Origin of the sequence: Actimicrobium sp. GrIS 1.19 (assembly GCF_035984655.1) — a bacterium.
Classification (GTDB): Bacteria; Pseudomonadota; Gammaproteobacteria; order Burkholderiales; family Burkholderiaceae_D; genus Actimicrobium.
Genome location: NZ_JAXCHT010000001.1, coordinates 312,949 through 329,931, shown reverse-complemented (window position 1 = coordinate 329,931; position 16,983 = coordinate 312,949). Strand labels below are relative to the sequence as shown.

General features: G+C 57.3%; 13 protein-coding genes. 6 read left to right on the top strand and 7 right to left on the bottom strand.

Annotated elements, in window-relative coordinates; genetic code table 11:
- Nucleotides 1–55: 55 nt before the first annotated feature.
- Both RCH09_RS01580 and RCH09_RS01575 read right to left on the bottom strand, forming a co-directional pair.
- A complete protein-coding gene (locus tag RCH09_RS01580; RefSeq protein WP_326939299.1) occupies nucleotides 56–1,687 on the bottom strand; it encodes a GMC family oxidoreductase in 1,632 nt (543 codons plus the stop codon).
- A 10-nt stretch (nucleotides 1,688–1,697) separates the two neighbouring features.
- A complete protein-coding gene (locus RCH09_RS01575) occupies nucleotides 1,698–3,215 on the bottom strand; it encodes a CoA-acylating methylmalonate-semialdehyde dehydrogenase (protein WP_326939268.1) in 1,518 nt (505 codons plus the stop codon).
- A 107-nt stretch (nucleotides 3,216–3,322) separates the two neighbouring features.
- Between RCH09_RS01575 and RCH09_RS01570 the strand changes: the two genes are divergently transcribed.
- The gene (locus RCH09_RS01570; RefSeq protein ID WP_326939267.1) at nucleotides 3,323–4,198 is read left to right on the top strand and encodes a LysR family transcriptional regulator; all 876 of its coding nucleotides are present in this window, start codon (nucleotides 3,323–3,325) and stop codon (nucleotides 4,196–4,198) included.
- Between the two features lie 620 nt (nucleotides 4,199–4,818).
- Here the strand turns inward: RCH09_RS01570 and putA are convergent.
- Nucleotides 4,819–8,502, bottom strand: coding sequence for a trifunctional transcriptional regulator/proline dehydrogenase/L-glutamate gamma-semialdehyde dehydrogenase (gene putA, locus RCH09_RS01565; RefSeq protein WP_326939266.1), 3,684 nt, complete (start codon nucleotides 8,500–8,502; stop codon nucleotides 4,819–4,821).
- Nucleotides 8,503–8,694: 192 nt separating this feature from the next.
- Between putA and RCH09_RS01560 the strand changes: the two genes are divergently transcribed.
- Nucleotides 8,695–9,153: an Lrp/AsnC ligand binding domain-containing protein gene (locus RCH09_RS01560; protein WP_326939265.1), complete on the top strand. Its 459-nt coding sequence runs from the start codon at nucleotides 8,695–8,697 to the stop codon at nucleotides 9,151–9,153.
- Between the two features lie 13 nt (nucleotides 9,154–9,166).
- Here RCH09_RS01560 and RCH09_RS01555 read toward each other — a convergent pair whose 3' ends face one another.
- Nucleotides 9,167–10,117 carry a LysR family transcriptional regulator gene (locus RCH09_RS01555; protein ID WP_326939264.1) on the bottom strand — a complete coding sequence of 317 codons (951 nt, stop codon included), beginning with the start codon at nucleotides 10,115–10,117 and terminating at the stop codon, nucleotides 9,167–9,169.
- A 159-nt stretch (nucleotides 10,118–10,276) separates the two neighbouring features.
- On the opposite strand from RCH09_RS01555, the gene RCH09_RS01550 reads away from it, so the two are divergent.
- Nucleotides 10,277–10,591, top strand: coding sequence for a hypothetical protein (locus RCH09_RS01550; RefSeq protein ID WP_326939263.1), 315 nt, complete (start codon nucleotides 10,277–10,279; stop codon nucleotides 10,589–10,591).
- A gap of 33 nt (nucleotides 10,592–10,624) precedes the next feature.
- Nucleotides 10,625–10,840 (top strand): hypothetical protein, encoded by a 216-nt coding sequence (locus RCH09_RS01545; RefSeq protein ID WP_326939262.1) that lies wholly within the window; start codon nucleotides 10,625–10,627, stop codon nucleotides 10,838–10,840.
- Nucleotides 10,841–10,978: 138 nt separating this feature from the next.
- Here the strand turns inward: RCH09_RS01545 and RCH09_RS01540 are convergent, their stop codons facing one another.
- The 3 genes from RCH09_RS01540 to RCH09_RS01530 form a co-directional block, all read right to left on the bottom strand.
- Nucleotides 10,979–12,835 carry a phosphoenolpyruvate carboxykinase (GTP) gene (locus RCH09_RS01540; RefSeq protein WP_326939261.1) on the bottom strand — a complete coding sequence of 619 codons (1,857 nt, stop codon included), beginning with the start codon at nucleotides 12,833–12,835 and terminating at the stop codon, nucleotides 10,979–10,981.
- A 391-nt stretch (nucleotides 12,836–13,226) separates the two neighbouring features.
- Nucleotides 13,227–14,579, bottom strand: coding sequence for a M28 family metallopeptidase (locus RCH09_RS01535; protein ID WP_326939260.1), 1,353 nt, complete (start codon nucleotides 14,577–14,579; stop codon nucleotides 13,227–13,229).
- 51 nt (nucleotides 14,580–14,630) lie between these two features.
- Nucleotides 14,631–15,386: an L-asparaginase gene (locus tag RCH09_RS01530; protein ID WP_326939259.1), complete on the bottom strand. Its 756-nt coding sequence runs from the start codon at nucleotides 15,384–15,386 to the stop codon at nucleotides 14,631–14,633.
- A gap of 252 nt (nucleotides 15,387–15,638) precedes the next feature.
- Between RCH09_RS01530 and RCH09_RS01525 the strand changes: the two genes are divergently transcribed.
- Nucleotides 15,639–16,229: a hypothetical protein gene (locus RCH09_RS01525; protein ID WP_326939258.1), complete on the top strand. Its 591-nt coding sequence runs from the start codon at nucleotides 15,639–15,641 to the stop codon at nucleotides 16,227–16,229.
- Between the two features lie 118 nt (nucleotides 16,230–16,347).
- Nucleotides 16,348–16,836 carry an asparaginase domain-containing protein gene (locus tag RCH09_RS01520; RefSeq protein ID WP_326939257.1) on the top strand — a complete coding sequence of 163 codons (489 nt, stop codon included), beginning with the start codon at nucleotides 16,348–16,350 and terminating at the stop codon, nucleotides 16,834–16,836.
- Nucleotides 16,837–16,983 lie beyond the last annotated feature (147 nt).

The following is a 16,983-nucleotide window of genomic DNA, read 5'->3' as shown; positions in this document are numbered from 1 at the left end:
AACTACGACAGCAGATTGATTTGGCGCGGCTCTTGAGCGAGATACGTGTTATCCCTCATGCCGCGCTACGTGCGGCGATGATCAGTTGCGCAGCGCGCTCGGCGATCATGACAGTTGGCGAGTTTGTGTTGCCAGAAGTGATGGTGGGCATGATCGATGCGTCAACCACCCGCAGCCCCGTCACACCATGTACCCGCAGATGGCTGTCGACGACGGCGCCGGCATCATCGGCCCGACCCATCTTGCAGGTGCCGACCGGATGAAAGATGGTCGTACCAAGATCGCCGGCCGCGCGGGCCAGGTCTTCCTCGGATTCGCATGACGCGCCAGGCTTGAGCTCTTCGACTGCATAACCTTGCAGCGCAGATGCTGCGGCGATGCGCCGGGTCAGGCGCAACGATTGCACCGCGACATGCCGATCTTCCGCTGTGGACAGATAGTTCGGCGAGATTGCCGGTGCCACGTCAGGATCGGCAGAACTCAACCGCACCGTGCCGCGCGATGTCGGCCGCAGGTTGCATACGCTGGCGGTGAACGCCGGAAACGGATGCAGCGGATCGCCAAATTTCTCCAGTGACAGCGGTTGGACATGATATTGAAGGTTGGCGCGCTCCTGCGTCGCATCCGACTTGGCAAACGCCCCCAGCTGTGACGGTGCCATCGACATTGGCCCGCTACGAAACAGCGCGTACTCCAGCCCGATTTTGGCCTTGCCTAGCCACGAGTTGGCCATGGTGTTGAGGGTGCGTGTATTGCGCACCTTGAACACCATGCGGATCTGCAGATGATCCTGCAGGTTTTCGCCCACGCCTGGCAGCGCAACGACCGGTGCAACACCATGCTGCTGCAGCAGTTTTGCAGAACCGATTCCGGACAGCTGCAGGATCTGCGGTGAACCAATGGCGCCGGCTGCAAGCAAGGTTTCGTGTTGCGCCTCGGCAAACCATTGGCGGCCACCGCCAGTGAATTCAACGCCGGTACAACGTACCCCTGCCGACGTGGTCTCGAGTCTAAGACGTTGCACCTGACAACCCGTCATGATTTCAAGATTACCCTTGCTGCCAGCGGTTTTCAAAAAGGCCTTGGCCGTGCTGACGCGCACACCGTGGCGCTGATTCACCTCGAAATAGGCACTTCCAATATTGTCGCCACGATTGAAATCGTCGATCTTCGGGATGCCGGTCTCGGCAGCCGCATTACGAAATGCATCGAGAATGTCCCACGACAGGCGCTGTTTCTCTACCCGCCATTCACCGCCGGCGCCATGAAACGGGCTGGCTCCCAAATAGTGATCTTCGCTCTTCTTAAACAGCGGCAAGACCTTGTCCCAAGCCCAGCCCGGGTCGCCGCTGGATGCAGCCCAGCCGTCGTAATCCTGGGCCTGGCCGCGCATGTAAATCATCCCATTGATCGATGACGAGCCACCCAGCACCTTGCCACGGGGGTAGCCAAGGCTGCGGCCGTTCAGACCGGCTTCGGGCTGGGTGCGATACAACCAATCGGTGCGCGGATTGTTGATGCAATACAGATACCCGACAGGGATGTGAATCCAGTGATAGTCGTCCTTGCCGCCGGCTTCCAGCAATAGCACCTTGATATTGGGATCATCCGCCAACCGCTTGGCCAGCACGCAACCGGCTGTACCGGCCCCAATGATGATGTAGTCGTATTTTCCAGCCGATTGGATCATGCCGTGCCTACTTCGCAACAGGCATGGTGAATTCGGCGCCCTTGTCTATCGTCTCTGGCCAGCGTTGCATGATCGACTTGTAGCGCGTGTAAAACCGCACACCTTCCTCGCCATAGGCATGCGTGTCGCCAAACAGCGAACGCTTCCATCCGCCAAACGAATGCCACGCCATCGGCACAGGAATTGGCACATTGATGCCCACCATGCCAACCTCTACCCGACGTGAGAATTCCCGCGCCGTGTTGCCGTCGGACGTGAACAGGGCAACACCGTTACCGAACTCATGCGCATTGATCAATTCGAGCGCAGCAGCAAAATCCGGCACCCGCACGATGCATAGAACCGGGCCAAAGATCTCTTCCTGATGGATTTTCATGCCCGGTTTGACATGATCAAACAAGGTCCCGCCAAGAAAGAAGCCATTCTCATGGCCGGCCACCTGCACACCGCGTCCATCCACCAGCAACTGAGCGCCCTCTTCAATGCCGTCGCGAATATAACCTTCGATTTTCGCCTTATGCGCTGCGCTGACGACGGGTCCCATCTCTGCTGCGGATTCCATTCCGTTCATGATCTTCAGTGCCTTGACGCGTGGGATCAGCGCCTCGACCAGCTTTTCAGCCACTGATCCCACCGCCACGGCGACGGAAATCGCCATGCAGCGTTCGCCGGCCGACCCATAAGCCGCTCCTATCAAGGCATCGACGGCAAGGTCAAGGTTCGCATCGGGCATCACGACCAAATGATTTTTCGCGCCCCCCAGTGCCTGCACACGCAATGGATACGGGCCCTTGCGCTTGGCTCCCTCCGTGTAGATGTACTCGGCGATCGGCGTCGAGCCGACGAACGAGACCGCCTTCACCTCAGGATGCTGCAGCAAGGCATCGACTGCCACCTTGTCACCTTGCACCACGTTGAAAACCCCATCCGGCAATCCAGCCTGACGGAACAGGTCCGCCAACAACAACGAGGCCGACGGATCGCGTTCCGACGGCTTGAGAATGAAGGTGTTGCCCATCGCAATCGCCATCGGCGCCATCCACAATGGCACCATCACCGGAAAGTTAAATGGGGTAATCCCCACCGTCACACCGAGCGGCTGCCGCATCTGCCAGTTGTCGATGCCACCGCCGATATTGTCGGAGAACTGGGTTTTCAATAATTGCGGCGCACCACACGCAAACTCGACAATCTCCAGGCCGCGCGTGACCTCGCCTTTGGCATCTGAAAATACCTTGCCATGTTCACGGGTTATTGCCGCTGCCAGTGCATCGTGATTCTGCTCCATCAATTCCTTGAAGCGCGACATGATGCGCGCCCGCTTCAATGGCGCGGTCGCAGCCCAGGCCGGTGCCGCTGCGCTGGCCACGGCAACGGCCTGATGCACTTCCTCGACACTGGCCAGGGCCACCTGCGCGACAACTGCACCGGTGGCTGGATTAAATACATCCTGCAGGCGCGAACCGCTCGACGCTGTCAGGCGCCCGTTGATGAAATGCGAGATGACGGGTACTGACTGGTTCATAACAAATCCTCAGGGCAGATTGAATTAACCCTCAGAGTATCCGCAGTGGTGCAGACAATCCAATGAGTTATCATCGATTCATCATAAGACTCCCTTATGGAGAATCCGTGGACTTCACACAGCTACGTGCATTTGTCACCATTGCCAGCGAGGGCAATCTGACCCGTGCCGCCCAGAGGCTGCACCTGAGCCAGCCTGCCGTCAGCCTGCAACTCAAGGCACTGCAAAAGAAGCTGGAAGTGCAATTGTTCCAGCGTACCCCGGGCGGCATGCAGCTGACCGAGGATGGCCGCAAATTGCTGGTGTTTGCCGAACGCATTCTGACCAGCGTCAGCGAGTTCGAACACGGTTTGCGGGCATTGCAATCAACCATTTCCGGTCCGCTCGCAATTGGCACCATCCTCGACCCCGAATTCACCCGGCTGGGCGCATTCCTCAAGCGATTGGTCGAAAGCTACCCGCAACTATCGACCCGGCTGCGCCACGGCATGTCCGGCGACGTACTGGAGCAGGTCCGACACGGCGCGCTGGATGCCGGCTACTACCTGGGTATTCCCGGCAGAGAGTTTCATGCCACCGCACTCACGACATTCACCTATAACGTGGTCGCACCACAGGGCTGGAAGGCCCGCGTCACCGGCAAGGACTGGCTGGCGCTGGCGGATCTGCCGTGGATCTGGGCACCGCCGGAATCGGCGCACCATCGCTTGCTCAGCAAAAAATTTGCAGAGTACAACGTCATGCCAAGGAAAGTCGCCCTGGTGGATCAGGAGTCATCAATGCTCGATCTGGTGAAATCCGGGGTTGGTCTTTCGCTGGCGCGTGAATCAATTGCCTTGCACGAATCGCACGTACACGGTGTCGTGATCGCCGATTCGGTCAGTCTGTCCACCCAGCTAACTTTTATTTCTTTGCAGCATCGAAAAAACGAACCCGCGATCCACGCGGCCTTCGAATTGTTAAGCGCTTTATGGCGTGATTGAACTCAATATCCGGGTCTTGTGGACGTCCTGTGAACAAGCCTCTGCATAAGCTGTGGATGAACTGTGGACAACCATCGACATTGGGTTCGACGAAAAAGTTATCCAGAACTTGTCCTGCCTGGTTCCCACGCTTATGCATACGGTTATCCCGTCTACAACTCCCTGTTTACAATAAGGAAAAATGGCTTATCCACAGAAAAGCACCTGCGTTAACAATTACTACTAAACAGATATATAAACCTTTAAACAAAACCATAAAAACCAGAACCCCGAAAAATGTCAGCCTGCACCTAAAAATAAACACCCCAGTTCATGCAAAGAGTCAGTGCAAAAGGTGTCGGTATACGACCAAGGTGGATTAACCGCCACCAGAGGCTCAGGAAGGGCTTGTCGGGATCGGGCGAACCCTCCGGGTGCAGCAGATTGCAAGGAAGACCTCTGGGAGGCTGTGATGGCCCCGTCAAACCGGCGTCAGCTGGAATCCGTAAAGACGTCGACATGTGCCGGTGAATGCGTTTCCCCGCACTGCAAAAGAGCAAAAAACGTGACCGCACAAATGAAAAACGACCGGGCAAGTGGCCGGTCGTTTTCAACAACGGTTTCGATACCGAAGCGGTCAATCAGGTTTCAAGCGTCATCAAGCTGGCATTTCCGCCAGCCGCTGTCGTGTTAACGCACAAGGCACGCTCGGCAACAAGTCGCCAGAGCGGAATCGCAGCACTGGTGCTGGTTTCTATCAATGGGACGATAGCACCGTCACGTGCTGCGAGTTGCGCCCTAATTTCTGCGCTCAGCGGTGCATCGACCAGGGCGATCTGAATGGCAACGTTGTGATCACCGATTTCTTCCAGATGATGCATCGTGTTGCGGATAATTTCCGGCAAACCCGCCGGGATCAGCGCCAGTGTTGCAGGCATCAGAAGCGGATTGTTGCCTGTAGCAAGCACTGCCGTCAGTTGGTTGAGCAGCGCGCCGACGCTGGAGGCAGCGCATAGTATGTTTCCGCGCGAATGAAATGACAGCGTGTTGTGCTCGCCGGTCGGTCCCGGCAAGATCAGGGTGCAGCCTAGTGCGCTGTCGAGTGCGTAATGCTCACCCAGGGCAGAGACCATCTCATGGCCATGTGTCTTGGCCCAAAGCAGCAATGCACTGAGCGCGGGTGCATTAACCGCATCGCGTCGCTCATGAATCGTATGCGCGCCCAGGCGGGCCGATGGATTGCGAACGAGCCGCTTCAAATAGAATGGCCCGCCAGCTTTTGGCCCTGTGCCGGACTTGCCTTCTCCACCAAACGGCTGCACACCCACAACGGCGCCGACGATATTCCGATTGACGTAAATATTGCCTGCATGAATGCGGTTTTTCACCATGTCGATGGTTTCATCAATACGCGAATGGATGCCAAACGTCAGCCCATACCCGGTCGCATTGATTGCGTCGATCAGTGCCGGCAGGGCATCGCGTTGATAACGAAGCACGTGCAAAACCGGGCCAAAGACTTCACCGGTCAGCTCAGTGAGCGAGGAAATTTCAATCAGCGTTGGCGCAACAAATGTTCCGTTGGCAGTTTCCTCAGAAAGCGGCAACTGAAAAAATGACTCCGCCTTATCCTTCAGTCGTGCAATGTGGGTCAGCAACCCCTTTTGCGCAGCCTTGTCGATGACGGGACCGATGTCAATTGCGAGCCTGTCGGGATTACCGATCCGTAGCTCCCGCATCGCGCCCGTCAGCATCGCAATGGTCTTGTCAGCAATTTCACTCTGCAGGCACAGCACACGCAATGCGGAGCACCGTTGTCCTGCACTATCGAAGGCCGAACTGATCGCATCCTGCACGACCTGTTCGGTCAGTGCGCTGGAGTCGACGATCATGGCATTCTGGCCGCCGGTTTCCGCAATCAGGACAATGTCCCGCGACTGCTGCACTGCGCGCGACGCCAGCGTGCGATTGATCAAACAGGCGACATCCGTAGAGCCCGTGAAGATAACCCCATGCACACGTCCATCTGCCACAAGACGGGCGCCGATTGTCTCTCCTGCGCCGGGCAGGAACTGCAATGCGCTGCCTGGTACACCGGCCTGGTGCAACAATTGCACGGCACGCCATGCAATCAACGGCGTTTGTTCGGCAGGTTTCGCCAACACCACGTTGCCTGCCGCCAGAGCCGCACTCACCTGGCCAGTAAAGATCGCCAGCGGAAAATTCCACGGGCTGATGCAAACCACGATTCCGAGTGCAAGCGCGTTCGGCGTTCCGTCAACCTGTGCGGCGTAGTAGCGCAAAAAATCAACCGCTTCGCGCACTTCCGCAAGCGCATTCGGGAACGACTTCCCGGCTTCTCGAATGGCGATGGCGATCAGTTCGAGCCGGTTTTTCTCAAACAGGTCAGCAGCACGCATCAATATCGCGGCGCGGTCCGATTGTCGCAGTACTTGCCAGTCGGTGGCGTACTGCTCTGCCGCAGCCAATGCCGCCTCAACGTCCTCCAGCGTGGACTCAATGACATGGCCGACCTGGTCCCGGTGATCTGCGGGGTTAATGATGCTCAGCACAGCGCCATTGCTGGCTGACTCATGAATCAGCGGTGCCGCGTTCCAGCACATTTGGCCAAACTGGCTGCATGCGTGGGCCAGCTCGTGGAGTGTTGTTTCGTTACTGAAATCCAGTCCGCTAGAGTTTTCACGTTCCTTACCGAATATCTGGTGCGGCATGGCAATGTTCGGATGCGGCGCGCCGCCCAAGTGCAGCGCCATGACAAAGGGGTCAGCGATCAGCGAATCGATCGAAACATTGGTATCCACGATCTGATTGACGAAGGAAGAGTTCGCACCGTTTTCCAGTAAGCGTCGTACCAGATAGGCCAGCAGGGTCTGATGCGATCCAACCGGCGCATACACCCGGCAAGGCTTGTCGAGCTGGTTGGCGCCGACGACCTGGTCATACAAGGTTTCGCCCATCCCATGCAGGCACTGGAACTCGTAGTCGGAAATCCCTTGGTGTTGCGCCGAAGCGTAAATCGCGGCCAGCGTTTGTGCGTTGTGGGTGGCAAATTGCGGATACAAGACATCGGTCGCCGAAAGTAATTTTTCTGCGCACACCAGGTAGGAAACATCGGTGTAAATTTTGCGCGTATAGACTGGATAGCCGGGCAGACCCTCAACCTGGGCGCGTTTGATTTCGGAATCCCAATATGCACCCTTGACCAGCCGTACCATGAACTTCATGCCAGTGCGACGTGCCAGGTCGACCAGAAAATCAATGACAAATGGACATCGTTTTTGATAAGCCTGAACAACGATGCCAATGCCGTCAAATCCCGCCAGGTCGGGATCGTGGGCCAGGGCTTCGATCAGATCCAGCGACAACTCAAGTCGATCCGCTTCCTCGGCATCGATATTCAAGCCGATGTCCCATTTCTTTGCTTGCATCAGAAGCTGCTTTAAACGCGGCAACAACTCGCTGATGACACGACCACGTTGTGCACGGCTATAACGCGGGTGCAACGCCGACAATTTGACCGAGATTCCCGGGCCCTGACGAATGCCTCGGCCGGCGGAGGCGCGCCCAATCGCATCAATTGCACCGATGTACGATGCCAGATAGTGCTCTGCATCTTCTGCGGTAAGCGCGGCTTCTCCGAGCATGTCGTAGGAATAGCGATAGCCCCGCGCTTCATTCGCGGCACTGTTGGCGATTGCCTCCTCAATGGTTTGGCCCGTCACAAATTGATTTCCGAGCATGCGCATGGCCAGGTCAACGCCTTTGCGTATGAGTGGTTCGCCGCCTTTGGCAATTAGCCGGGTCAGTGCCGAACCCAAAGTACGCTCGCTGTTGGCGCCCACCAGCTTTCCTGTCACCAGCAGGCCCCAGGTCGCTGCATTGACAAACAATGAAGGCGATTCGCCCAGGTGCTTGCGCCAGTTGCCACGACTGATTTTGTCGGCGATCAGCCGGTCAGCCGTTTGGTAGTCGGGAATGCGCAGCAGCGCCTCGGCCAGACACATCAATGCGACGCCCTCCTCCGACGACAGCGAAAACTCATGCATCAGTGCGTCCACGCCAGACGAACGCGTGCGTTTTTCGCGCACGGCCACGACCAGCCCTTCAGCTAATTCTCTGGCCTGGTGCGCAACAGCCTTGTTGTGGGTTGTTTGGCTGAGTAACCACAGCAACGCCTCTGCCTCATCGCGCCGATAGGCTGCGGTAATTGCTTGGCGAAGTGAAGACGGTGCAGGGAGGATCTCGGCATGCAGCGCCGCGAATGGCAGCAGAGACGGGGACTGAATAACAACAGCAAGTGACATGGTGTTCTCAAAATCAATTAATCTTGCGTCAGATTGACCAGCGGAACGTTGAGCAAATACGCTGGCAGGAAAAGCAAAGATTTGATTGTATGTGGGAATGTCGAGGATTAATTCCGGTAATCACTGCCCCTATCAAAATTTTGTATTTAGTGAGAAAATTTAACCGAACAAAATTCTTACTTGAGATTTTCAATGCTAGACAAAATCAGCAAAAAAATATTGAGCGAGCTGCAAAACGACGGTCGAATCAGCAACGTTGAATTGTCGGCGCGCGTCAACCTGTCGCCAGCAGCGTGTCTTGAGCGGGTCCGCAAGTTACAGGAAGGCGGCTACATCCTCGGCTACACGGCGCAACTCAACCCCCAGTTGCTCGACGTATCGTTGCTGGTGTTTATTGAAGTCGTACTCGACCGGACGACGCCAGAGGTATTTGAAGCGTTCAAGCGCAGCGTTCAGATCATCCCCGAAGTGCTGGAATGCCATATGGTCGCTGGCGGCTTCGATTATCTGGTCAAGGCGCGGGTACGTGACATGAACGCCTATCGCGAATTCCTGGGCAAGTCACTGTTGCAACTGAAGGGCGTGCGCGAGACACATACGTACGCAGTGATGGAAGAAGTAAAAAACACAACCAAGCTGCCTATTCGCTAGGCGTGTTGGTTGGTTATCGGCGTACCGAGCTGCGCACGAATGCTTCATCCGTGGTGGTGGTCAGATGTTCGCGCAGCCATTTATGTGCCGGACTGCGCGCATCCCGCTCGTGCCACAACATGTCGACTTGCACGCGCGGCAGCGCGAATGGCAAATCTTTCGCAATCAATTCCCCCGTCATCCCGGTCGATGCAATCAAATGTCTCGGCAGGACCGTGATCAGATCCGAGCTGGCAACCACCCGCCCGGCAGTGAAGAATTGATTAACAGTAAGCAAGATACGGCGCTCACGTCCGAGTTGAGTCAGGGCATCACTGACCAGACCATGTGCCCGGCCGGAAAAGCTGACCAGTAAATGGTTTGCGGCACAGTAGGCATCCAGGGTCAGTTCGACGCGCGCAAGTGGATGATGCTTTCGCATCACACAAACATATTGGCCGGAATACAGCAACTCGTGACGGATCGGTGTATCCGGTTCCCCTGCCAGTTGCGCAACCACGCCGGGAAAAAACCCGATCGCCAGATCGATATCGCCACGCAATAGCATGGGTCGCGGCTCGCGTGTCGTCAATGGGACCATGCGCACGTTCACTCCCGGCGCATCACGCTCGATCGAACGGACCAGCGATGGTAACCACAGCGCCGCCGTGGCGTCTGCCATGGCCATGCGGAATGTTGCTTGGGTGGTCGAGACATCGAAGCTCTGCGGCGTCATCGCCGCCTCAAGGTCCGACAGCGCGCGCCGCACTGATGGCCAGAGCTCATCGGCATGCGGGGTGGGTTTTACGCCGTGCGCCGTGCGCACCAGAAGTTCATCGCCGACCGAATCACGTAACCGTTTAAGCGCATTGGATACAGCCGGTTGCGTCATCGCCAGTCGATTGGCGGCACGCGTGAGGTTACGTTCGCTCATCACGGCATCGAATACGCGCAGCAAATTCAGGTCCAGCGTAAGAAAGCTCATGGGGTTAACACCTTGACACCGCGTGCATTTCGGATTGTTGCCAAATCGATTTCATTCACAAAAAGTATAACTGATATGCGAAATCAGAATTGGGAAGATAACAGACAGCAACCTATACTGCACTGCAACAAAGAAGATAAATTATTTTAAAGGTCCATCATGTCCATATTCGCCATCACCCCGCTGGAAGCAGCCATCCCCGCAGCGCAAGTATTCGGCCGGTACGCCGCCACCGCTGCGCGCCCATTGTTTGGTATCGGCATCGCCGTCGGGTTCCTGATGGTGTTCAAGCCAATGCTCACAGGCCTTCTTCGCGCTGGCGTAGTGTTGCTCAAGCCTCGGCCAACTTTTGCGCAACGCTCGCAACGCAGTCATCTGCGCGGCATGCTCATGCTCAACAGAATGGCCAACGATCTTGAGTCCTCGCAGCCGAATGTTGCGTCGGAACTGCGTGCATTCGCATCACGTGACTGAGTCCTGATTTCTTACGACTAGGATCGAACCCTCATGAAATCCATGCTGTTTGCCCCATCAATCGATCATTTTTCGATTCCGTCGCTGGCCCGTCTGGGCAAGAGTTTTTCTGCGTCGGCGCGGCTTGATGCCCCCGAGCAGGGTCCGTCGATTGGGCTGGCGGTGGCAGACATCGCGGACGTCTCGCGGCGGGTGACAAAAAATCACGGCTTGAAGGTCAAGCGTCGCGTACTGCCTCAGCCAGCCTGAGACGCGCTCACGCCAATTACATCGCGCTCCGCCGGCACACGCCCCGCGGAGTTTTTTTTGCGAAAAAAATGCGCGATCGGGTTGCCCCGTCGCGCAATTCTGGCCAGTCACTACGTTACGAACTCGCCAGCCAAGCCGTCAGACGGAAAGCTGGGCTTCCAGACGTGCCTTGACGTCAGTCAGTTCCTTCGGCAAGTGAAAATGCAGTTTGTCGAATAGCTCGGTATGCAATTTCATCTCGGCCTCCCACGCTGCGGCATCAATCGACGTAATTCGCTCGAATTGTGCAGGTGTGAAATCCATGCCGTCCCAAGTCAGATCGGCGAAACGTGGCGTCGTGCCAAAGAAGTGTTCAACGCCATCTGCCTTGTTGTCGATGCGATCCAGCATCCATTTCAGTACCCGCATGTTGTCGCCAAAGCCAGGCCAGACAAATTTTCCATTCTCGTCAGTACGGAACCAGTTCACGCAAAAAATCTTTGGCACGGTAGCGCCGCTGGCGGTGATCTGTTCGCCCATCTGCAGCCAGTGCTGGAAATAGTCACTCATGTTGTAGCCAACGAAAGGCAGCATGGCAAACGGATCACGTCGCACCACGCCCATTTGTCCAGCTGCCGCTGCTGTCGTTTCCGATCCCATCGTTGCGGCCATGTACACGCCGTCGACCCAGTTGCGGGCTTCGGTGACCAACGGGACAGTGGTCGAGCGGCGACCACCAAAGATAAATGCGGAAATCGGCACGCCGGCAGGATCATCCCAGGCCGGGTCGAGTACCGGATTTTGCGTCGCTGCGACCGTGAAGCGCGCATTCGGGTGCGCGGCCTTGCGGCCGGTTTCCTTTGCGATTTCCGGCGTCCAATCCTTGCCTTGCCAGTCGATCAGATGCGCCGGGGCTTCTTTGGACAATCCTTCCCACCAGACATCGCCATCGTCGGTCAACGCGACGTTGGTAAAAATCGTGTCGCTGGCCAACGACGCCATGCAGTTGAAATTGGTCTTTTGGTTCGTGCCAGGCGCCACCCCGAAATAACCGGCTTCCGGATTGATGGCGTACAGCCTGCCGTCCGCGCCTGGTTTGATCCATGCGATGTCATCGCCGATGGTCGTGACTTTCCAGCCTTCGAAGCCGGCCGGCGGAATCAGCATGGCGAAATTGGTTTTTCCGCATGCAGATGGAAATGCCGCGGCAACATAGTGCTTCTTGCCTGCAGGGGATTCAACTCCCAGGATCAGCATGTGTTCCGCGAGCCATCCTTGCTTGCGTCCCATGCTGGAAGCGATGCGCAGGGCAAAGCATTTTTTCCCGAGCAATGCGTTGCCGCCGTAACCTGAACCATAGGACCAGATTTCACGGGTCTCAGGAAAGTGAACGATGTATTTCGTGGCATTGCATGGCCATGCCACATCAGCAGCGCCGGGCTTTAACGGGGCGCCGACGCTGTGTACGCAGGGAACGAATTCACCTTCGGTTCCAAGCACGTCGTAGACCGCTTTCCCCATCCGGGTCATCACGCGCATGTTCACCGCAACATAGGCGGAATCGGACAATTCGACGCCGATGTGGGCAATTGGCGAACCGAGCGGACCCATCGAGAAGGGAACGACGTACATCGTCCGTCCCTGCATGCAGCCGTCGAACAGGCCGTTGAGGGTCGTGCGCATTTGCGCTGGCTCGGTCCAGTTGTTGGTTGGGCCGGCATCCTTCTCGTCGTTCGAGCAAATGAAGGTGCGGTCTTCGACGCGCGCAACATCGGTTGGATCGGAGCAGGCCAGGAAACTGTTCGGGCGTTTGGCGGAATTCAGTTTCTTCATCGTGCCGCGCGCGACCATCTCGGCGCACAGATGGTCATATTCTTCCTGCGAGCCGTCACACCAGTAGATACGCGCCGGCTTGGTCAATGATGCAATTTCAGCGACCCAATTAATCAGCTTTTGCTGCTGGACATACGAGGGGGCATTAACGTTGGCAACGCCGCCCATGACAGGTTGATTCATGAAAAACTACCTCCAATGGCAATAATGAAATCTTGACTCGCTTTTTGTAGCAAACGCAGACGCGGTTTGCCGCACGCCTGCGCGATGACGGAATGCCTGGTTGCTGAAATCGATGCATCGCTGATTGGCAAGGACGACGCACCGTGGCTAAAAACCGCTGCGATCATAAAAAAAGGATGGACGATTGTACACCTGAGGGTAGGGCCTCCCCAACGATTTACAACAAAGTTGTAGGAAGAGTGCTTGAGTTTTGTAGTAGGCAGTCTGGCTGTCTTTTGACAGCCGTTATTCTGTTACGGCGATTTGATGGGCCGTGCCGCCCAGCTGTTGGTGAAACACCGCACTGCGACGGATGCACGCAAATGGGTCTGGTGGCCGAATGCGGAACGGATCACCGCAATGGCGTCGGATAGGTGGCAACGCTGACATTGCCATCCGTGTCGACGGCCTGGACGCCAAAGAAGTAGTTGTCCTTCGATAAGCCGCGTGCGACGAATTGGGTGGACTTGCCGGCATCGGCCGCACCTTGCCAGGAAGCACTGCCCGTTTCGCGCCAGACCACGCGATAACCTGCCAGATCGGGCTCGGTGTTGGCTTCCCAGACCAGTTCGGTATCGTTCTCGAGCTTGCTGGTCTTGATTTTTACATTGACTGGAGCCGCTGGCGCCAGTGCCAGCGATGCCAGCGCCGCGGCATTGACGCGCGCCACCTTGGTGACATATGCGATGTCGACGAATTCGGCCAGGTCACCATATTTCACGTCGTTTTCAGTGCGGATATCTTGATGCTGATGGCGAAAATCTTCATGTGGCTCGGTAAATCGCAGGGCCGCATAGCCACGCTCGAGGAAGGCAATGTGATCGCCGCCGCGCAGATACCGATCGCGCCGCTGCACGATGTTGACCTTGAATCCGGGCACGTAACGCTCGCCAATTGTCTTTACATGTCGAGCCAGTTGGCGCGACGGGGAGTCGTTTTCTCCGCCCGTTGCAATCAGCGTGCGCACCGTCTCGGGCAGCTCCTTCAATGCCGGAATACCTTCTGCAAACAGGCGCACCTGGCTGGCATCGATGGTGCCGTCATCTGCCCGCGAGCTGCCGATGATGTCATTGGTGAACATCCCGGCGATGTTCAATTTTTTGCGATGGGCCATCTCGGCCCAGTGCGTCGCACCATACAGACCCTGTTCTTCGCCGGCTACGGTCATGAATACCAGGGTTGCGTCGAACTTGTGCTGCGCCATGACGCAGGCCATCGCGATCACCGCTGCGCTGCCTGACGCATCATCGTTGGCGCCGGGCGCGTCGCTGGTGAAATCGAGCAAATCTGTCGCGCGTGAATCGTAATGTCCGCTCACGACATAGATGCGATCGGCCGATTCGGTTTGCGTGCCGGGCAGTGTTGCAACGACATTCACCATTTCGGTGGCCCGAGGCATGCGCGCGCTGGCCGGTTCGGTGTAGCTGTCAAACGCAACCTGCAACCGGTTGCCTGACTGCGCGCTGCAGCGTTCCAGCTCGGTCTTGATCCAGCGCCGCGCGGCTCCGATACCGCGGCTATTGGAAAGCGTTTCCGACATCGTATGGCGGGTGCCGAAACTGACCAGCTTCCGGACATAGCCGTCAATGGTCTGGGGCGCAATGGCGGCAACAATGGCGCCGATCTCGGCATCACCCTGGGCTGCGCACGGAGCCGCGCAAATGACCAGGAGGAGCAAACAGGCTGGGCGGAAGATGAATGGCATTGGTGTGATCCACGATGGTAGTGCCTGATGGTATCAGGGGGCGTCGACCCGCTAGCGGGTCGCTGTCGACGTGGGCAGGGTCTGGACGATATCCGAACGATCCATCTGGCCACCGCCGTGGCTCCAGAGTCGTGCCCAACCCGGCGGCCAGGCCAATGGTGGACCACTGTATTCGGCCACGCCACATCTTACCGGGACGATGGGGACGCCCGCCGGGGCCGGACCATCGTCCCGATTCCAGCTCAGGCTGAACGTGTAATCCGGCAGCAATAGTGTGCAGGCTTGTTCGAACCATGCGGTGTGATCCTCGTCGCGTCCCAGTGCTTGCGCCAACCCCTGCGGATCGAAGCGCGCCAGCGCGCTGGCCAGCGCATCGGCCGGAATGCCCGGCGCATCGCCCCAACCAAGTACCGGGTTGCGGTTGTAGTCGGCGCCAGAGCCATACCAGCCTTCGCGCCACGGCCGCTGCATCCAGTTGCGCGGCCCGCAGAACAAATGCCAGCGCCAGTGCATGCCCGACGGCTTCGGCCAGTTGTACAAATACAGTCGCTGATACCCGGCCTTGTGTAATTCGCGCACCATCGCCATCAGGCGCGCCTGAGGCATGCGGTCCGGCGGTGCGCGCCGGAACCGGATCGGTTCGCCGTCGGCATGTTGTATTTCATCTGAAGACAGGTTCAGGTCAAGCGTCCGCACTTCATTGCCAAAGCGCGCAGCAATCCATCCGGTCATCAAGTTGACGGTGATGATGACGCCATAACCGCGGTGACGGTGAAAGATGACGGTGCCGGGAGCGACGGGTTGCATGTTTGCAGGGACGAAAGGAAGTGAAACGGTGAATATAGTGTAACGGCAATCGACGTGGCTTTGCGCGGCTGCCGGCGCGGAATTCGGGTGCCGCTTTTATGACCATTCACGCACCAGTCGGAAGCGTTCGTGCCCGTCCATGAGCGCGACACCTGGTTTGGCAGGCATGCGCGTGGCGACGACGCGTTCTGGACTGTTGGCCTGATACTTGCTGGAGAATAACTGCGTTCCATAAACGAACGCACGGCCAACTTGCTGGCGCTGACATCCAGTGCAATGCGAGTTCGACAAGCCTACGGGCCAATTACCGGTAACCCGTTGCAATCAGGAGAAACAGCAATGACGGAAGATTTTATTTTAGGCGACAGTGCGCTGCATCAGCGCCTCTGCGCAATCACCGAAATCCTCGGCAAGTTTGTTGCGAGTGCCCCGCGCCCGCTGTCGGTGCGTCAGTTGGCCGACGATACCGGGCGTGCCGAAGCGGATCTCGACATGCTGTGCGTCAGCCTTGATCGCGCCCATTTATTGCGGCCGAACGCGCAGTCCCCCGGTTGCCGTGAGCTGGCTTGTGCGCCGGATCAAGTCACGCTGGAAGATGTCTTTCGTTGTGTCATGGCTGAGCAGCCCGCACGCGTCAAGCCCAGTGAGCCCGCAAACACTGCGGCACGACGGCCGCAACGCACGCAACGTGATGCCGATCTGCTGGTCATGCAGGCAGCAATGGCAATCAACCATAGCATGTTCCAGCATCTGCGTCAGTTCTCGCTGGACCGCCTCAAGGTGGGTACTGCGGCCAGCTTTCCGCAGCACTTCGGTTCGGGGCGCTACGCCCGGGCATCGTGACAACCGATCGTCCCACGTTGAATTCGCGCTGATTGTTGCTGGCGCGCAGCGAATTGCCGGGCTAAACTAAGTCAGATTTTTCCTCCTGACTTTTTTCGCGTAGCCCGCTGCTCTCCTCATGACCCTGCATGTCATTGCCACTGGTGGCACATTCGACAAACATTACGACGAAATTGCCGGCAAGCTTACGTTTGGTGCCGGCCATCTTCGAGCCGCCATCGACCGTAGCCGCATGACGATTGACGTGGTTCTGCAAGAGTTGCCCTTCCTTGATTCGCTTGACATGCACGATGCCGACCGCGAGCGCATTCTGGCGGCCTGTCAACGCTGCGCCGCAAGCGGCATCGTCATCATCCACGGTACCGACACCATGCGGGAAACTGCAGAACTGCTGGGACGGGCGGCAATCCCGGCCACCATCATCATCACCGGTGCGATGATTCCCTATGAAATTGCCAACTCCGACGCCCTGTTCAACTTCGGATTTGCCTGCGGTGCGGCACAAACGCTGCCGCATGGTGTCTACGTAGCGATGAACGGCCGGCTGTTTGATTGGGACAAGGTACAAAAGAACCGAACCGCCGGAGTGTTCGAAGAGCCCAACTGAAGGATTTCCTTTCCCCATCATGGACTGAAATCCAGCCTGTGACAGCCAATTCGTTACATCAATAAATTGAGCGCGGGCAACTATTTGTACTACCATGACTGGTAGGTTGCAGCGCAACGTGCCGCGCGTTGACGTTGCGGTAATTTC